The 16,021-nt window shown below is 69.6% G+C and carries 14 protein-coding genes; 13 read left to right on the top strand and 1 reads right to left on the bottom strand.

Annotation, left to right across the window (positions count from 1 at the left end):
* The first annotated feature begins 122 nt into the window (after nucleotides 1-122).
* From AC07DS_RS25160 to AC07DS_RS25145, 4 genes are all read left to right on the top strand, one after another.
* The gene (locus tag AC07DS_RS25160; protein ID WP_479148677.1) at nucleotides 123-1,187 is read left to right on the top strand and encodes an Rv2578c family radical SAM protein; all 1,065 of its coding nucleotides are present in this window, start codon (nucleotides 123-125) and stop codon (nucleotides 1,185-1,187) included.
* Between the two features lie 136 nt (nucleotides 1,188-1,323).
* The gene (locus AC07DS_RS25155; protein WP_479148675.1) at nucleotides 1,324-2,886 is read left to right on the top strand and encodes an alpha/beta hydrolase; all 1,563 of its coding nucleotides are present in this window, start codon (nucleotides 1,324-1,326) and stop codon (nucleotides 2,884-2,886) included.
* A gap of 68 nt (nucleotides 2,887-2,954) precedes the next feature.
* Nucleotides 2,955-3,353: a RidA family protein gene (locus AC07DS_RS25150; protein WP_479148673.1), complete on the top strand. Its 399-nt coding sequence runs from the start codon at nucleotides 2,955-2,957 to the stop codon at nucleotides 3,351-3,353.
* 39 nt (nucleotides 3,354-3,392) lie between these two features.
* Nucleotides 3,393-3,911, top strand: coding sequence for an N-acetyltransferase family protein (locus AC07DS_RS25145; RefSeq protein WP_479148671.1), 519 nt, complete (start codon nucleotides 3,393-3,395; stop codon nucleotides 3,909-3,911).
* 7 nt (nucleotides 3,912-3,918) lie between these two features.
* Here the strand turns inward: AC07DS_RS25145 and AC07DS_RS25140 are convergent, their stop codons facing one another.
* Complete coding sequence (locus AC07DS_RS25140; RefSeq protein ID WP_479148669.1) at nucleotides 3,919-4,500, bottom strand: adenylosuccinate lyase; 582 nt, start codon at nucleotides 4,498-4,500, stop codon at nucleotides 3,919-3,921.
* 384 nt (nucleotides 4,501-4,884) lie between these two features.
* Between AC07DS_RS25140 and AC07DS_RS25135 the strand changes: the two genes are divergently transcribed.
* The 9 genes from AC07DS_RS25135 (at nucleotide 4,885) to pssA (ending at nucleotide 15,850) form a co-directional block, all read left to right on the top strand.
* Nucleotides 4,885-6,690 (top strand): 3-hydroxyacyl-CoA dehydrogenase family protein, encoded by a 1,806-nt coding sequence (locus tag AC07DS_RS25135; protein WP_479148667.1) that lies wholly within the window; start codon nucleotides 4,885-4,887, stop codon nucleotides 6,688-6,690.
* Nucleotides 6,691-6,859: 169 nt separating this feature from the next.
* Nucleotides 6,860-7,681, top strand: coding sequence for a TetR family transcriptional regulator (locus tag AC07DS_RS25130; protein ID WP_479148665.1), 822 nt, complete (start codon nucleotides 6,860-6,862; stop codon nucleotides 7,679-7,681).
* A 441-nt stretch (nucleotides 7,682-8,122) separates the two neighbouring features.
* Nucleotides 8,123-9,466 carry a crotonyl-CoA carboxylase/reductase gene (gene ccrA / locus AC07DS_RS25125; RefSeq protein WP_479148663.1) on the top strand — a complete coding sequence of 448 codons (1,344 nt, stop codon included), beginning with the start codon at nucleotides 8,123-8,125 and terminating at the stop codon, nucleotides 9,464-9,466.
* A gap of 9 nt (nucleotides 9,467-9,475) precedes the next feature.
* Nucleotides 9,476-11,503, top strand: a complete 2,028-nt coding sequence (locus tag AC07DS_RS25120; protein ID WP_479148661.1) for a protein meaA — start codon at nucleotides 9,476-9,478, stop codon at nucleotides 11,501-11,503.
* Nucleotides 11,500-12,459, top strand: a complete 960-nt coding sequence (locus AC07DS_RS25115; protein ID WP_145884643.1) for an HpcH/HpaI aldolase/citrate lyase family protein — start codon at nucleotides 11,500-11,502, stop codon at nucleotides 12,457-12,459. Before AC07DS_RS25120 ends, AC07DS_RS25115 begins: the two co-directional genes overlap by 4 nt.
* Nucleotides 12,460-12,464: 5 nt before the next feature.
* Nucleotides 12,465-12,977 carry a MaoC family dehydratase gene (locus tag AC07DS_RS25110; protein ID WP_479148659.1) on the top strand — a complete coding sequence of 171 codons (513 nt, stop codon included), beginning with the start codon at nucleotides 12,465-12,467 and terminating at the stop codon, nucleotides 12,975-12,977.
* Entirely contained in the window at nucleotides 12,977-14,182 is a 1,206-nt protein-coding gene (locus tag AC07DS_RS25105; protein WP_145884641.1) for an acyl-CoA dehydrogenase family protein, read from the top strand. Before AC07DS_RS25110 ends, AC07DS_RS25105 begins: the two co-directional genes overlap by 1 nt.
* A 170-nt stretch (nucleotides 14,183-14,352) precedes the next feature.
* Nucleotides 14,353-15,009, top strand: a complete 657-nt coding sequence (locus AC07DS_RS25100; protein WP_145884640.1) for a phosphatidylserine decarboxylase — start codon at nucleotides 14,353-14,355, stop codon at nucleotides 15,007-15,009.
* A 22-nt stretch (nucleotides 15,010-15,031) separates the two neighbouring features.
* Entirely contained in the window at nucleotides 15,032-15,850 is an 819-nt protein-coding gene (gene pssA, locus AC07DS_RS25095) for a CDP-diacylglycerol--serine O-phosphatidyltransferase (RefSeq protein WP_393481755.1), read from the top strand.
* Nucleotides 15,851-16,021: the final 171 nt, after the last annotated feature.

The raw sequence follows: 16,021 nt of genomic DNA, 5'->3' as shown, positions 1-16,021 counted from the left end.
GGACCTGGTTTCTCGGGGTTGGAGCAAGCCAACCACCCCGGCGCCCGGCCACCCAAATCGGGGTCGCACGATCATGGGAACGTATGTTCTATTCTATGCGCGAGCGCTACCGAGGAGGCGTCATGCGCTGGGAGAACCTCACCGTGGACTCCGGGGAGTCCGGCGGTCACGGCCGGGCCGCCGATACCGCACTGTTCGGCGCGGACGCCGTCGTCACCCGCACCTTCGACACACCGGAGTTCCGCGGGATCACCTTCCACGAGGTGCGGGCCCGCTCGGTCCTGAACCGGGTGCCGGGCGCCTCACGCATGCCGTTCGAATGGACGGTGAACCCGTACCGTGGCTGCTCCCACGCGTGCGTCTACTGCTTCGCCCGCAAGACGCACAGCTATCTGGACCTCGACACCGGGATCGGCTTCGACACCCAGATCGTGGTGAAGGTGAACGCGCCCGAGGTGCTGCGCCGCCAGCTGGCCTCGCGCCGCTGGCAGGGCGACCACGTGGCGATGGGCACCAACGTCGACTGCTACCAGCGCGCCGAGGGCCGCTACCGGCTGATGCCGGGCATCATCTCGGCGCTCACCGAGCACGCGAACCCGTTCTCGATCCTGACCAAGGGCACGCTGATCCTGCGCGACCTGGACCTGCTGGTCCGCGCGGCCGCGGTGACGGACGTGGGGATCTCGGTCTCGGTCGGCTTCACGGACACCGAGCTGTGGCGCACGGTGGAGCCGGGCACGCCGGCGCCCGAGCGCCGCCTGGACGTGGTCCGCACCCTCGGCGAGCACGGCATCGGCTGCGGGGTGCTGATGGCGCCGGTCATCCCCTTCCTGAGCGACGATCCCGCCCAACTGCGAGCCACCGTGCGGGCGATCGCGGCGGCCGGAGCCACCTCGGTCACCCCTCTGGTGCTGCATCTGCGCCCCGGCGCCCGGGAGTGGTTCATGGCCTGGCTCGGCCGGCACCACCCGCACCTGGTGCGCCGCTACGAGCGGCTGTACGCGGAGGGCGCCTACGCACCCAAGTGGTACCAGCGCCGGATCACCCGTCAGGTGCACGAGCTGGCCCAGGAGTACGGCATCGGACCCACGCGCGCGGGCACGGCCCGGCGGATCCGGCCGGCCGGGGTCCTGGCCGCGGCCGAGCCCACGGACGTGTCCGAACCGACCCAACTCACCCTCCTTTGAGAGCGTTAGAGGGCATCCCTCGACCCAATTGGGTCAACTATTGACATAATAGGTTCTTCAGGGCGCTCTCTTCGGGACGATGCGGCGAGAACCGTGACCCTCGCGGTTCGCATCACCCTCCGTCCCGGGAGGACCCATGAGGACACGCGCAGCGATGCTGTGCGCAGCCGCCGTCATCACGGCGGGCTCGGTCACGGCCGTGCCCGCGCAGGCGGCCCCCACCGCTCCGGCGGCCAGGCTCACCTGGAAGACCTGCGGCACCAGCGACTACCCGACGCTCCAGTGCGCGTCCCTGAAGGTGCCGCTGGACCACACGCATCCGTCCGGCACCCAGATCACCCTCGCCCTGTCCCGCGTGCCGCACACCGCGGCGACGTCCCAGGGCCCGCTGCTGGTCAACCCCGGCGGCCCCGGCGGCAGCGGTCTGACGCTCGCCGGGTTCGTCGCGTCCGCGCTGCCGAAGGGCGTGGCGGCGCAGTACGACGTCATCGGCTTCGACCCGCGCGGAGTGGGCCGCAGCACCCCGGCCCTCGACTGCTCGCCCCGCCACTTCAGGACGGTGCGTCCCGACACCGTTCCCGCCACGGCCGCGCTGGAGCAGAAGAACCTGCAGCGCGCTCAGTCCTTCGCCACCGCCTGCGGCCGCAAGTACGCGAGCGTCCTGCCGCACATCGACACCGTCGAAGCAGTCCAGGACATGGACTCGGTCCGACAGGCCCTCGGCGCGCAGAAGATCAGCTACTTCGGCTACTCCTACGGCACCTACCTGGGCGCGGTCTACGCCAAGCTCTTCCCCGAGCGGGTCCACCGCCTGGTGCTGGACTCGATCGTGAACCCGACCGGCATCTGGTACGAGGACAACCTCGGCCAGGACTACGCCTTCGACGACCGCCACCGGGCCCTGATGGCGTGGATCGCCAAGTACGACTCCACGTACCGGCTCGGCAAGGACCCCGCGAAGGTCGAGGCCGCCTGGTACGCGATGCGGGCTGCCCTGGCGAAGAAGCCCGCGGGCGGGAAGGTCGGCGCCTCCGAACTGGAGGACACCTTCATCCCCGGCGGCTACTACAACGGGTACTGGCCCTATCTGGCCCAGGCGTTCTCGGCCTACGTCCACGACAAGAACGCCGAACCGCTGGTGGAGGCGTACCAGCGGTTCGCCGCCGTGGACACCTCGGGCGACAACGGCTACAGCGTCTACACGGCGGTGCAGTGCCGTGACGCCTCCTGGCCGCACAACTGGAACCGCTGGCGGACGGACACCTGGGGGGTGTACGCGAAGGCACCCTTCATGGCCTGGAACAACGCCTGGTACAACGCACCCTGCGCGTACTGGCCGGCCGGCACCCTGAAGCGGGTGAACATCGCCAACGGCAAGCTGCCGCCGACGCTGCTGTTCCAGGCGACGGACGACGCTGCGACCCCGTATCCGGGCGGTGTGACGGCCCACCACCTGCTGGCCCGCTCCAGCCTGGTGGTCGAGGACGGCGGCGGCAACCACGGCATCACGCTGAGCGGCAACAGCTGCCTGGACAAGTACCTGGCCGACTATCTGACGAGCGGCAAGGTCCCGTACGGCACCGGCACGGCCGACGCGGTGTGCAAGAAGTCCCCGGACCCGAAGCCGCTCAAGGCGAAGGCGGCCTCGGCGCCGTCGCGCGGCTCGACCCTGCACGGCCTGCTGGGCTTCCGGCGCTGAACTGCTCCTGACGGCCCGTCGGGGGCCGTGACGGGGCGTTGTCGGACCCGTGGTCCACCATGGGACGCATGAGCGAACCGACCCGCATCCCCGCCCCCGACGGGGTCGCGCCCGCGGCCCAGTACAGCCACGTGGTCAGCGCGACCGGCCGCCTCGTCGCCGTCTCCGGCCAGCTGGCCCTGGACGAGGACGGCAAGCTCGTCGGCGAGGGCGATCCGGCCGCGCAGGCCCGGCAGGTGTTCGAGAACCTGAGGCGCTGTCTGGCCGCCGCCGGGGCCGGCTTCCGGGACGTCGTCAAACTGACCTGCTTCGTCACGGACATCGCCTTCCTGCCGGCGATCCGCGCGGCCCGCGCGGCGCACATACCCGACGACCGTCTGCCGGCGGCCTCGGCCGTCCAGGTGGCCGCGCTCGTCGCCCCGGAGTTCCTGATGGAGGTCGAGGCGCTCGCGGTGGTCGGCGGATAACCAGGGGCGCGTGCGGGAGCGGGTCTCTAGGGTGCCGCCATGGACAACCCGCTCCCGCACATCCGTCCGATGGCCCTCGACGACTGCGACCGCGTCTCGGAGATCCGCGTCCGCGGCTGGCAGCACGCCTACCGGGGGCTCATGCCGCAGAGCCATCTCGACACGCTCAGCGTGGCGCGGGACGCCGAGAAGCGGCGGGCATGGTTCGTACAGGGGGACGGAGCGGTGGCGAACCTGGTCGCCGAGCTGGACGGCCGGATCGTCGGCTGGGCGGCGCACGGGCCGTACCGGGACGGCGAGGTGCGCACCGGGGACTGCGAGTTGTACGCCCTCTACCTCGACCCCGCACACATCGGAAGCGGGATCGGGCGGGCGCTGCTGGCCGCGTCGGTCGAACAGTGCTCCGGACACCCCCGCATGTTCCTGTGGGTCCTCGAGGAGAACACGCGCGCCCGCCGCTTCTACGAACGCGCCGGTTTCCGTGCGGACGGCGCCGAGGAGCCCTTCGACGTGGACGGCGTGGCCGTCCCCGAGGTGCGGTACGCCAGGGAGCTGTGAGCGGGCGTCACCTCTGCCTCTGCTGCGGGATGCGGGCCAGCGCGTGCACCGCTGCCTCCGCGAGCGCCGGATGCGCGAGGGCCTCGTTCAGGACCCGGCGGGCGCGCTCGTCGCCGAGGGTGCCGAGGCCCTCCACGCAGGCCAGCGCCACCCGCCGGTACGGGTCGTGCGGGCGCAGCCGCCGCTCCAGGGTGGTGATCAGCGCGGGCACGGACTCGGGGGCCTGCAGGTCGACCAGGAGCCGCACCGGGTGCAGGGCGTAGGCGACGCGCAGTTCGTTGGTGGCGAGCGCGGCGGCCGCGCGTGCGGTGCGCGGGTCGCCGAGGCGGGCGAGCGCGTGGGCGGCGGAGGCGCAGCGCGGCGGGTCGCGGTGGTTGAGCAGCAGCACCAGGGCCTCGAAGGCGCGCCGGTCGCCGGCGACGCCGAGCCGGAACGCGGCCAGTTCCCTGGCCCACAGCGGCTGTCCGGGCGCGGTGAGCACCTCCGCCAGTTCGTCATGGTCCTCGGTCGCCGCCAGCTGCTCGTACGCGACCGAGCCGCGCGACTCCTGTCGCATGCGTTCCGTGAGCGATCGCCACTCTTCGTCCACGAGGGCCAGCCTAGGCGGGTCGCGCCCCTGGAGGGAGCTACATCACAAACTCGGTCCGGCTCAGGTCTGGCGCGCTCGTTACTCGCCGGTTAAGCTCAGACGAGCGAGTTACCCACTCGCACATCCGCTGACGACGGTTTGGTGACGCAGCCGTCGTGAGTAGGTCGGTTCGGTACATCGGTACCGCAGTACGACCCGGCTCCGGGACAGGGCCGGTCGGAATCAGCCTCTCCCGGGCGTGTGCATGCCCGTGGCGAAGGCCCACCGGGCGTGTGCGCCAGCAGCCCGGAAACACCCGCATCTTCTTTTCTCTCCGCCCCGGTGTGCGCCTCCTGGCGCACCCGGTGCGTTCCCAGTCGTCACCCTCATTCCTGGAGTCCCGCGATGGCCACTCCCCTGTCCGACACCCCCCTGTCCCAGCTCAAGACGATCGCCGTCGTCGGCCTCGGCACCATGGGCACCGGCATCACCGAAATCCTCGCGAAGGCCGGCCGCGAGGTGATCGGCATCGACATCAGCGAGGCTCAGGCCGCGAAGGCCGCCGCCGCCCTGGAGGCCGCCACCGCCCGCGCCGTGGAGCGCGGCCGGCTGACCGAGCAGGAGCGCGCGGACGTCCTCGCCCGGGTCCGCACGTCCACCGACATCGCCGCGGCCGCCGACGCCGACCTGGTCATCGAGGTGGCCCCGGAGTCGTACGAGATCAAGCACCAGATCTTCCGCGACCTGGACGCCGTCGTCCGCCCCGAGACGATCCTCGCGACCGGCACCAACGCTCTGTCGGTCACCCGGCTCGCCGCCGACTCGGCCCGCCCGGAGCGCGTGCTCGGCCTGCACTTCTTCAACCCGGCCCCGGCGATGAAGCTGGTCGAGGTCGTCTCCTCGGTGCTGACCGCGCCGCAGGCCGTCGCCGCTGTCACCGACCTCGCCGTCGAGCTGGGCAAGGAGCCGGTCGCGGTCGGCGACCGCCCCGGTTTCGTCGCGGACGGGCTGCTGTTCGGCTACCTCAACCAGGCCGCCGCGATGTACGAGGCCCGGTACGCCTCCCGCGAGGACATCGACGCGGCCATGCGGCTCGGCTGCGGTCTGCCCATGGGCCCCCTCGCCCTGCTGGACCTGATCGGCATCGACACCGCGCGTACGGTCCTGGACGCCATGTACGCCGAGTCCGGCGACCGGCTGCACGCCCCCGCCCCCATCCTGAAGCAGCTCAGCGAGGCGGGCCTGACCGGCCGCAAGGCCGGGCGCGGCTTCTACACGTACGAGGCGCCGGGCAGCGCCACCACCGTGCCGGACGCACTGACCCCCGCCGAGGGGAACGCACGGGTCACGGGCCGCTCCGTGCGCTCCGTCGGCGTCGCGGGCTCGGGCACGATGGCCTCCGGGATCGCCGAGGTCTTCGCCAAGGCCGGGTACGAGGTCGTCCTCGCCGCCCGCAGCGAGGAGAAGGCCCAGACCGCCAAGGCGCGGATCGGCAAGTCCCTCGCGCGCTCCGTCGACAAGGGCCGGATGACCGCCGAGGCGGCCGCCCGGACCCTGGACCTGATCACCCCGGCGGGTTCCTACGAAGCCTTCGCCGGTGTCGACCTCGCCGTCGAGGCGGTCGCGGAGGACCTGGAGGTCAAGCAGCAGCTGTTCGCGACGCTGGACAAGGTCTGCAAGCCCGGCGCGGTCCTCGCCACCACCACCTCCTCGCTGCCCGTGGTCGCCTGCGCCCGCGCCACCTCGCGCCCGCAGGACGTGATCGGCATGCACTTCTTCAACCCGGCCCCGGCGATGAAGCTGGTCGAGGTCGTCCGCACGGTCCTGACGGCCGACGACGTCCACGCCACCGTCCGCGAGGTCTGCACGAAGGTCAGGAAGCACGCCGTGGACTGCGGCGACCGGGCCGGGTTCATCGTGAACGCGCTGCTGTTCCCGTACCTGAACAACGCGGTCAAGATGGTCCAGGAGCACTACGCGTCCCTCGACGACATCGACGCCGCGATGAAGCTCGGCGGCGGCTACCCGATGGGCCCGTTCGAACTGCTGGACGTCGTCGGTCTGGACGTCTCGCTCGCGATCGAGAAGGTGCTCCACCGCGAGTTCCGCGACCCGGGCCTGGCCCCGGCCCCGCTGCTGGAGCACCTGGTGGCCGCGGGCTGCCTCGGCCGCAAGACCGGCCGCGGCTTCCGCGAGTATGCCCGCCGCTGACGGCGTCGGTGACTGGTTCGACGGTGCCTCCGAGGGCGCGGACTGGGGCGGCCTGCTGGACCCAGTGGCGTTTCCCGCCCTTTCCGGACCCGGCACTCCCCCGCCCTCCAAGGGCGGGGGAAACCCCGGACCTGCGCATCGAGCTGCGGACATGCAGTACGTTCGGGTCATGTCCCAGCCCGCCAAGTCCTCACGTACACCAGCCACGCCCGACGCGCCGGAAAGTGCCGCAGGCAGCCGCGCCGCCGCCCAGCGGCTGAAAATGCGCCGAGAGCTGGCGGCCGCAGCGATGGAGCTGTTCGCGACCAAGGGGTACGAGGCGACCACCGTCGACGAGATCGCGGCCGCTGCCGGGGTCGCGCGCCGCACCTTCTTCCGCCACTTCCGCTCCAAGGAAGAGGCGATCTTCCCCGACCACGACGACACTCTGATCCGCGCGGAGGCGGTCCTCAACGCCGCCCCCGCGCACGAGCACCCGCTCGACACCGTGTGCCGTGGCATCAAGGAAGTCATGAAGATGTACGCGGCCCGGCCGGAGATCTCGGTCGCCCGCTACAAGCTCACGCGCGAGGTGCCCACCCTGCGCGAGGCGGAGATCGCCTCGGTGGCCCGCTACGAGCGCCTGTTCACCCGCTATCTGCTCGGCCACTTCGACGAGCACGCGCACGCCGACGACGCCAACGACGACCCGCTGCTCGCCGAGGTCGCCGCCTCCGCCGTCGTCACGGCCCACAACCACGTCCTGCGGCGCTGGCTGCGGGCCGGCGGCCAGGGCGACGTGGAGGCCCAGCTCGACCACGCCTTCTCGATCGTGCGCAAGACCTTCGGCACGGGCATCGGCGCCGGGCGCGGCTCGGCGGCCAAGCCGGCCGCCACCACGGCCCCGGCGACGGTGTCCGCACACGGCGAGGTGCTCGTGACGGTCGCCCGCACGGACGCCCCGCTCGACGAGGTCATGCGCACCATCGAGGAGGCGCTCAAGGAGCGCTGAGGCCCGCCGAGGCGCTCCGAGCGCGCGTTCCCGCTGTGACGACGGCCACCCCACGGGGTGGCCGTTTTGGCATGTCAGGGGCCCTTTTCCAGCAGATTTCAGAAGCCGTTCGATCGATCATCGCTCATTTGTTACGTAAAGATTTCATCCGAGGCGAACTCATGACACTCAGTGCCTTGCCACCTGACACGCGGTGTCATACGTTGAAGGTGTCCGGGCGGCCGGCGAGCAGAGACCGATCGTTCGCCGGCTGTCCCCGCAAGCTCATGGCCTGCGCGCCCGGACGCCTGCGTCACAGGCAACCTCCCGCGCCACAAAGCGCTGCCGAAGCATCACCTCGCCGAACCGACGGCATCACCAAAACCCTCAGCAGCACTCCCAGCAGCACCGACGAACCCCCAGCGCCCCTCCCTCAGGGCGCACACCGCCGGAGGCAATACCGTGACCGTGAAGGACATCCTCGACGCGATCCAGTCGCCGGAATCGACACCGGCCGACTTCGCAGCCCTGCAGGTCCCCGAGTCGTACCGCGCGATAACCGTGCACAAGGACGAGACGGAGATGTTCGCGGGCCTCGAGTCCCGCGACAAGGACCCGCGCAAGTCGATTCACCTGGACGAGGTTCCGGCGCCCGAACTGGGCCCCGGCGAGGCCCTGGTGGCCGTCATGGCCTCCTCGGTCAACTACAACTCGGTGTGGACCTCGATCTTCGAGCCGCTGTCCACCTTCGGGTTCCTGGAGCGCTACGGCCGGCTCAGCGAGCTGACCAAGCGCCATGACCTGCCGTACCACATCATCGGCTCCGACCTCGCGGGCGTCGTCCTGCGCACCGGCCCCGGCGTGAACGCCTGGAACCCCGGTGACGAGGTCGTCGCGCACTGTCTGTCCGTCGAGCTGGAGTCCAGCGACGGCCACAACGACACGATGCTCGACCCCGAGCAGCGCATCTGGGGCTTCGAGACCAACTTCGGCGGCCTCGCCGAGATCGCGCTCGTCAAGTCCAACCAGCTGATGCCGAAGCCCAAGCACCTCAGCTGGGAGGAGGCCGCGGCCCCGGGCCTGGTCAACTCCACCGCCTACCGTCAGCTGGTCTCCCGCAACGGCGCCGGCATGAAGCAGGGCGACAACGTCCTGATCTGGGGCGCGTCCGGCGGGCTCGGCTCGTACGCCACGCAGTTCGCGCTGGCCGGCGGCGCCAACCCGATCTGTGTCGTCTCCAGCGAGCAGAAGGCGGACATCTGCCGCTCGATGGGCGCCGAGGCGATCATCGACCGCAGCGCCGAGGGCTACAAGTTCTGGAAGGACGAGCACACCCAGGACCCGAAGGAGTGGAAGCGCTTCGGCAAGCGCATCCGCGAGTTCACCGGCGGCGAGGACATCGACATCGTCTTCGAGCACCCCGGCCGCGAGACCTTCGGCGCGAGCGTCTACGTCACCCGCAAGGGCGGCACCATCACCACCTGCGCCTCGACCTCGGGCTACATGCACGAGTACGACAACCGCTACCTGTGGATGTCGCTGAAGCGGATCATCGGCTCGCACTTCGCCAACTACCGCGAGGCCTGGGAGGCCAACCGGCTCATCGCGAAGGGCAAGATCCACCCGACCCTGTCGAAGGTCTACTCCCTGGAGGAGACCGGCCAGGCCGCGTACGACGTGCACCGCAACCTCCACCAGGGCAAGGTCGGCGTGCTGTGCCTGGCCCCCGAGGAGGGCCTGGGCGTGCGCGACGAGGAGATGCGCGCCAAGCACATCGACGCCATCAACCGCTTCCGGAACGTCTGAGAGCCTTAGATGACAGAGCGTCAGAAGGACCGTCCGTGGCTCATGCGGACGTACGCCGGCCACTCGACGGCCGAGGCGTCCAACGAGCTGTACCGGCGCAACCTCGCCAAGGGCCAGACGGGTCTGTCGGTGGCGTTCGACCTGCCGACGCAGACCGGCTACGACCCCGACCACATCCTCGCCCGCGGCGAGGTCGGCCGGGTCGGCGTGCCCGTCTCGCACCTCGGTGACATGCGCCGGCTGTTCCAGGACATCCCCCTGGAGCAGATGAACACCTCGATGACGATCAACGCCACCGCCATGTGGCTGCTGGCGCTCTACCAGGTCGTCGCCGAGGAGCAGGGTGCGGACATCACCAAGCTCCAGGGCACGACCCAGAACGACATCGTCAAGGAGTACCTGTCCCGGGGGACGCACGTCTTCCCGCCCGGGCCGTCGCTCCGCCTGACGACGGACATGATCGCGTACACGGTCTCCCACATCCCGAAGTGGAACCCGATCAACATCTGCAGCTACCACCTGCAGGAGGCCGGGGCCACGCCGGTGCAGGAGATCGCGTACGCGATGTCCACCGCGATCGCCGTCCTCGACGCCGTGCGCGACAGCGGCCAGGTGCCGCAGGAGCGCATGGGCGACGTGGTCGCGCGCATCTCCTTCTTCGTGAACGCGGGCGTCCGCTTCGTCGAGGAGATGTGCAAGATGCGGGCGTTCGGCCGCATCTGGGACAAGGTCACCCGTGAGCGGTACGGCATCGAGGACGCGAAGCAGCGCCGGTTCCGCTACGGCGTCCAGGTCAACTCGCTCGGCCTGACCGAGGCGCAGCCGGAGAACAACGTCCAGCGGATCGTCCTCGAGATGCTGGCCGTGACCCTCTCCAAGGACGCCCGTGCGCGTGCCGTGCAGCTGCCGGCCTGGAACGAGGCCCTCGGCCTGCCCCGGCCGTGGGACCAGCAGTGGTCGCTGCGCATCCAGCAGGTCCTCGCGCACGAGAGCGACCTGCTCGAGTACGAGGACATCTTCGAGGGCTCGCACGTCATCGAGGCGAAGGTGACCGCCCTCGTCGAGGAGTCCCTCGCCGAGATCGAGCGGATCCAGGAAATGGGCGGCGCGATGGCCGCCGTCGAGTCCGGCTACCTCAAGTCGCAGCTGGTCTCCTCGCACGCCGAGCGCCGGGGCCGGATCGAGTCCGGCCAGGAGAAGATCGTCGGCGTCAACATCTTCGAGACGACCGAGCCGAACCCGCTCACCGCCGACCTGGACGCAGCGATCCAGACGGTCGACCCGGCGGTCGAGGCCAGGGTCGTCGAGGCGATCGGGACCTGGCGCGACACGCGCTACCAGCCGCCCTTCAACCACCCGCGCCCGTGCAAGGCGCTGGAGCGGCTGAAGGAGGCCGCCAAGGGCAGCGGCAACCTCATGGAGGCCACCCTGGAGTGCGCCCGTGCCGGGGTCACGACCGGCGAGTGGGCGGGCGCGCTGCGCGAGGTGTTCGGCGAGTTCCGCGCGCCGACCGGTGTCTCCTCCGCTCCCATCGCCGTTCCCGTCGAGGCGGGCTCGGCACTCGCCGAGGTCCGCGCCAAGGTGGACGCCACCGCCCGCGACCTGGGCGTCGGAAAGCTCCGCTTCCTGGTCGGCAAGCCCGGCCTGGACGGGCACTCCAACGGCGCCGAGCAGATCGCCGTCCGGGCGCGTGACGCCGGCTTCGAGGTGGTCTACCAGGGCATCCGGCTGACGCCCGAGCAGATCGTGGACGCCTCACTGGCGGAGGACGTGCACGCCGTGGGCCTGTCGATCCTCTCCGGCTCGCACGCCCAGCTGGTGCCGGACGTGCTCCAACGGCTGCGTGTGGCCGGTGCCACAGATATACCCGTGATCGCTGGTGGCATCATCCCGAATGGTGACGCCGACCAGCTGCGGGCCGCAGGAGTGGCCGCGGTCTTCACCCCGAAGGACTTCGACATCACCGGGATCATCGGCCGCATCGTCGACGAGATCCGGAAAGCGAACAAGCTCGACCCCCTGGAGGTCCCCGCATGACCGTCAACCGTCTTCGTCCGCGGCGTTCCTGCCTCGCCGTGCCGGGGAGCAACCCCCGCTTCCTGGAGAAGGCGCAGGGTCTCCCGGCCGACCAGGTCTTCCTGGACCTGGAGGACGCATGCGCGCCGCTGGCCAAGCCCGAGGCGCGGCACACCATCGTCAAGTTCCTCAACGAAGGTGACTGGACGGGCAAGACGCGGGTCGTGCGCGTCAACGACTGGACGACCGAGTGGACGTACCGCGACGTCGTGACCGTCGTCGAGGGCGCGGGCCAGAACCTCGACTGCATCATGCTGCCGAAGGTGCAGACCGCCGAGCAGATCGTCGCCCTGGACCTGCTGCTGACGCAGATCGAGAAGACCATGGGCTTCGAGCTGGGCAAGATCGGCATCGAGGCGCAGATCGAGAACGCGCAGGGCCTCAACAACGTCAACGCGATCGCGCAGGCCTCCCCGCGCGTCGAGACGATCATCTTCGGCCCGGCCGACTTCATGGCCTCCATCAACATGAAGTCGCTCGTCGTGGGCGAGCAGCCGCCCGGCTACCCGGCGGACGCCTACCACTACATCCTGATGAAGATCCTGATGGCCGCCCGCGCCAACAACCTCCAGGCGATCGACGGCCCCTACCTGCAGATCCGCAACGTCGAGGGCTACCGCGAGGTCGCCCAGCGCGCCGCGGCCCTGGGCTTCGACGGCAAGTGGGTGCTGCACCCGGGCCAGGTCGAGGCGGCCAACGAGATCTTCTCGCCCTCCCAGGAGGACTTCGACCACGCCGAGCTGATCCTGGACGCGTACGACTACTACACGTCCGAGGCCGGCGGCAAGAAGGGCTCCGCGATGCTCGGCGACGAGATGATCGACGAGGCCAGCCGCAAGATGGCCCTGGTCATCTCCGGCAAGGGACGCGCCGCCGGCATGCAGCGCACGTCGAAGTTCGAGATCCCGGAGGCCTGAGCGCGATGCAGTTCGGACGCACCTACGAGGAGTTCGAGGTCGGGGCGACGTACAAGCACTGGCCGGGCAAGACGGTCACGGAGTACGACGACCACCTGTTCTGTCTCCTCACCATGAACCACCACCCGCTCCACATGGACACCAACTATGCGGAGAAGACGACGGACTTCGGCAAGAACGTCGTCGTCGGGAACTACATCTACTCGCTGCTGCTCGGCATGAGCGTGCCGGACATCTCCGGCAAGGCGATCGCCAACCTGGAGATCGAGTCGCTCAAGCACGTGGCGCCCACCTTCCACGGCGACACCATCTACGGGCAGACGACCGTGCTCGACAAGTGGCCGTCGAAGTCGAAGGACGACCGCGGCATCGTCTACGTCGAGACCAAGGGCTACAAGCAGGACGGCACCCTGGTGTGCATCTTCCGCCGCAAGGTCATGGTGCCCACCGAGACGTACATCAAGGAGCGCGGCGGCGAGCAGCCCGGCCGCCCGGAGCTGAAGCAGCAGGAGAAGTAATGGCGCGCCTCGCCCAGACCGCCGGTCTGACCGACGTCCAGCAGGAGATCCTCTCCACCGTTCGGGACTTCGTCGACAAGGAGATCATTCCTGTCGCGACCGGGCTGGAGCACCGCGACGAGTACCCGCAGCAGATCGTGGACGGCCTGAAGGAACTCGGCCTGTTCGGTCTGATGATCCCCGAGGAGTACGGGGGCCTGGGCGAGTCGCTCCTCACCTACGCGCTGTGCGTGGAGGAGATCGCCCGCGGCTGGATGTCGGTGTCCGGCATCATCAACACGCACTTCATCGTCGCGTACATGCTCAAGCAGCACGGCACGCAGGAGCAGAAGGACCACTTCCTTCCGCGCATGGCGGCCGGCGACATCCGGGGCGCGTTCTCGATGTCGGAGCCGGGCCTGGGCTCCGATGTGTCGGCCATCACATCCAAGGCGGTCAAGGACGGCGACGAGTACGTCCTGAACGGTCAGAAGATGTGGCTGACGAACGGCGGCACCTCATCCCTGGTGGCCGTTCTCGTCCGGAGTGACGAAGGACACCCCGAGGGTACGGCGCCCCACAAGTCGATGACGACCTTCCTGATCGAGAAGGAGCCCGGCTTCGGCGAGGTCCGCCCCGGCCTGACGATCCCGGGCAAGATCGACAAGATGGGCTACAAGGGCGTCGACACCACCGAGCTGATCATGGACGGCCTCCGGGTTCCGGCCGATCGGGTGCTCGGCGGCGTCACCGGCCGAGGTTTTTACCAAATGATGGACGGCGTGGAGGTCGGCCGCGTCAATGTGGCGGCGCGTGGCTGCGGCGTCGCCCAGCGTGCCTTCGAACTGGGTGTCCAGTACGCCCAGCAGCGGCACACTTTCGGCAAGCCGATCGCCCAGCACCAGGCCATCCAGTTCAAGCTGGCCGAGATGGGCACCAAGGTCGAGGCCGCGCATGCCATGATGGTCAATGCGGCACGCAAAAAGGACTCCGGGGAACGAAACGACCTCGAAGCAGGGATGGCGAAGTACCTCGCCTCCGAGTACTGCAAGGAGGTCGTGGAGGATGCCTTCCGGATCCACGGCGGCTACGGCTTCTCCAAGGAGTACGAGATCGAGCGCCTCTACCGGGAGGCCCCGATGCTGCTCATCGGTGAAGGTACCGCCGAGATCCAGAAAATGATCATCGGGCGCAGGTTGCTCGAAGAGTATCGATTCCAGGGCTGATTGTCCGGATACGGGGTGTTTTCTTCGAGAAGAAGATCACACCCCGTAGACACTCTTCGGCCGCCGACTCGGCTTCCTGGCTTGCCCAGTTGCAGCCCGCGCCCGGTACGATCCCGGGAAAGCCGCCGTCCCCCGTCAGAGCGCGGCATCATCCGCTACGAAGGTCATCCATGCCCCACAGCCAAACCTCTGCACCTCGCGACCGCCAGGTCGGCGTACGCCTCGCGCGCGGAGCATCGCCGTGGCTTCTCCCGACCGTCGCCACCGCAGCCCTCAGCCTGGCCCGCGCCCGCCGTTCCGGCGCCGCCAAGGCCGTGGCCGTGCCCGCCACCGCGCTCGCGGCGGGCATGCTGTGGTTCTTCCGCGACCCCGAGCGCGAGATCGCCCAGGGCCGTGTCATCTCGCCCGCCGACGGTGTGGTGCAGAGCATCATGCCCTGGAAGGACGGCCGCACCCGGGTCGCGATCTTCATGAGCCCGCTCAACGTCCACGTCAACCGCGCGCCCCTCTCGGGCACGGTGACGTCGGTCGAGCACATCCCCGGCGGCTTTGTTCCGGCTTTCAACAAGGAGAGCGAGAACAACGAGCGCGTAGTCTGGCATTTCGACACCGAACTCGGCGACATCGAGATGATCCAGATCGCCGGCGCGGTGGCCCGCCGCATCGTGCCCTACATCCCGGAGGGCACGAAGGTCGAGCAGGGCGACCGAATCGGTCTGATCCGCTTCGGCTCGCGTGTCGACCTCTACCTGCCCGAGGGCGTGGAGGTCGCGGTCGAGGTCGGCCAGAAGACCGTGGCTGGGGTGACTCGCATTGACCGTGATTGATCCGGAGACCCAGGCGGGCTGGGTGCCCGAGGCGGACGAGGTGGACGAAGAGGAGGAGATGCCCCTCTCTCTCCGCCTCTCAATAGCGGACACCCTCACGCTGGGCAACGCCACGTGCGGCTTCATGGCGGTGTACTTCACCACCACCGGCATCCTGATCCCGCACCTCACCGACAGCCAGGAGTCCGGCATGGCGCGCAACAGCGCGGCCACGGCGGTCATCCTGATGCTGTGCGCAGCCGTGTTCGACCTGTTCGACGGTCTGGTGGCGCGCAAGCTCCGCTCCTCGCCCATGGGCGCCGAGCTGGACAACCTGTCGGACCTGATCAGCTTCGGCCTGGCGCCCGCGTACTTCGTGCTGGTCTACGGCATGGTCGCGGACGACGCGTACCAGAAGGTGGCGGCGGTCGGGGCAATCGTGGTGCTCCTGGCCGTGGTGCTGCGTCTGGCGCGCTTCTCGTGCGTGACGCCGACGAACGGCATGTTCCAGGGCATGCCCTCGCCGTTCGGCGCGCTGACGGTCGTCTCGATCGTCCTCCTGGAGCTGCCCTTCTTCGCGACGCTCCTGGCGATCCTCGGTACGGCCTGGCTGATGGTGAGCCGGGTCGAGTACCCGAAGCCGCGGGGCCGCCTCGCGGTGGCCATGCTGTCCTGGATCGTCCTGTCCATGGGCCTCCTGACCGCCTGGGCCTTCGACGCCCCGGGCGGCCAGCTGCTCCTCCAGACGGGCTGCGCCCTGCAGCTGGTCATGGGCGCGGTGATCCCGCTGTTCGCCACGGCGCGCCGGGTGAACAACTTCCGCGACAACCGTCGGGAGGCACGGGCGGCCCAGCTGCCCTGACCCTCCGCACCGACACACCGGGTGTGGGGGGGGGGGGGGGGGGGGGGGGGGGAGAAGGGGGGGGGGGGGGGGGGGGGGGGGGGGGGGGGGGGGGACGAGGGGGGGGGGGGGGGGCGGCGGCGCCGGTCGCAAAAAGAGAAAAAAAAAAAAAAAAGGGTGATCCCCCCGCGG

The organism is Streptomyces sp. NPDC044064 (assembly GCF_056434245.1).
Note: the sequence above shows the minus strand (reverse complement) of the source record. Positions and strands in the feature narration are given on the sequence as shown.

Coding starts and splice junctions, on each gene's coding strand:
- AC07DS_RS25160 (WP_479148677.1), top strand. CDS start 123: ATGCGCTGGGAGAACCTCACCGTGGACTCCGGGGAGTCCGGCGGTCAC.
- AC07DS_RS25155 (WP_479148675.1), top strand. CDS start 1,324: ATGAGGACACGCGCAGCGATGCTGTGCGCAGCCGCCGTCATCACGGCG.
- AC07DS_RS25150 (WP_479148673.1), top strand. CDS start 2,955: ATGAGCGAACCGACCCGCATCCCCGCCCCCGACGGGGTCGCGCCCGCG.
- AC07DS_RS25145 (WP_479148671.1), top strand. CDS start 3,393: ATGGACAACCCGCTCCCGCACATCCGTCCGATGGCCCTCGACGACTGC.
- AC07DS_RS25135 (WP_479148667.1), top strand. CDS start 4,885: ATGGCCACTCCCCTGTCCGACACCCCCCTGTCCCAGCTCAAGACGATC.
- AC07DS_RS25130 (WP_479148665.1), top strand. CDS start 6,860: ATGTCCCAGCCCGCCAAGTCCTCACGTACACCAGCCACGCCCGACGCG.
- AC07DS_RS25120 (WP_479148661.1), top strand. CDS start 9,476: ATGACAGAGCGTCAGAAGGACCGTCCGTGGCTCATGCGGACGTACGCC.
- AC07DS_RS25115 (WP_145884643.1), top strand. CDS start 11,500: ATGACCGTCAACCGTCTTCGTCCGCGGCGTTCCTGCCTCGCCGTGCCG.
- AC07DS_RS25110 (WP_479148659.1), top strand. CDS start 12,465: ATGCAGTTCGGACGCACCTACGAGGAGTTCGAGGTCGGGGCGACGTAC.
- AC07DS_RS25105 (WP_145884641.1), top strand. CDS start 12,977: ATGGCGCGCCTCGCCCAGACCGCCGGTCTGACCGACGTCCAGCAGGAG.
- AC07DS_RS25100 (WP_145884640.1), top strand. CDS start 14,353: ATGCCCCACAGCCAAACCTCTGCACCTCGCGACCGCCAGGTCGGCGTA.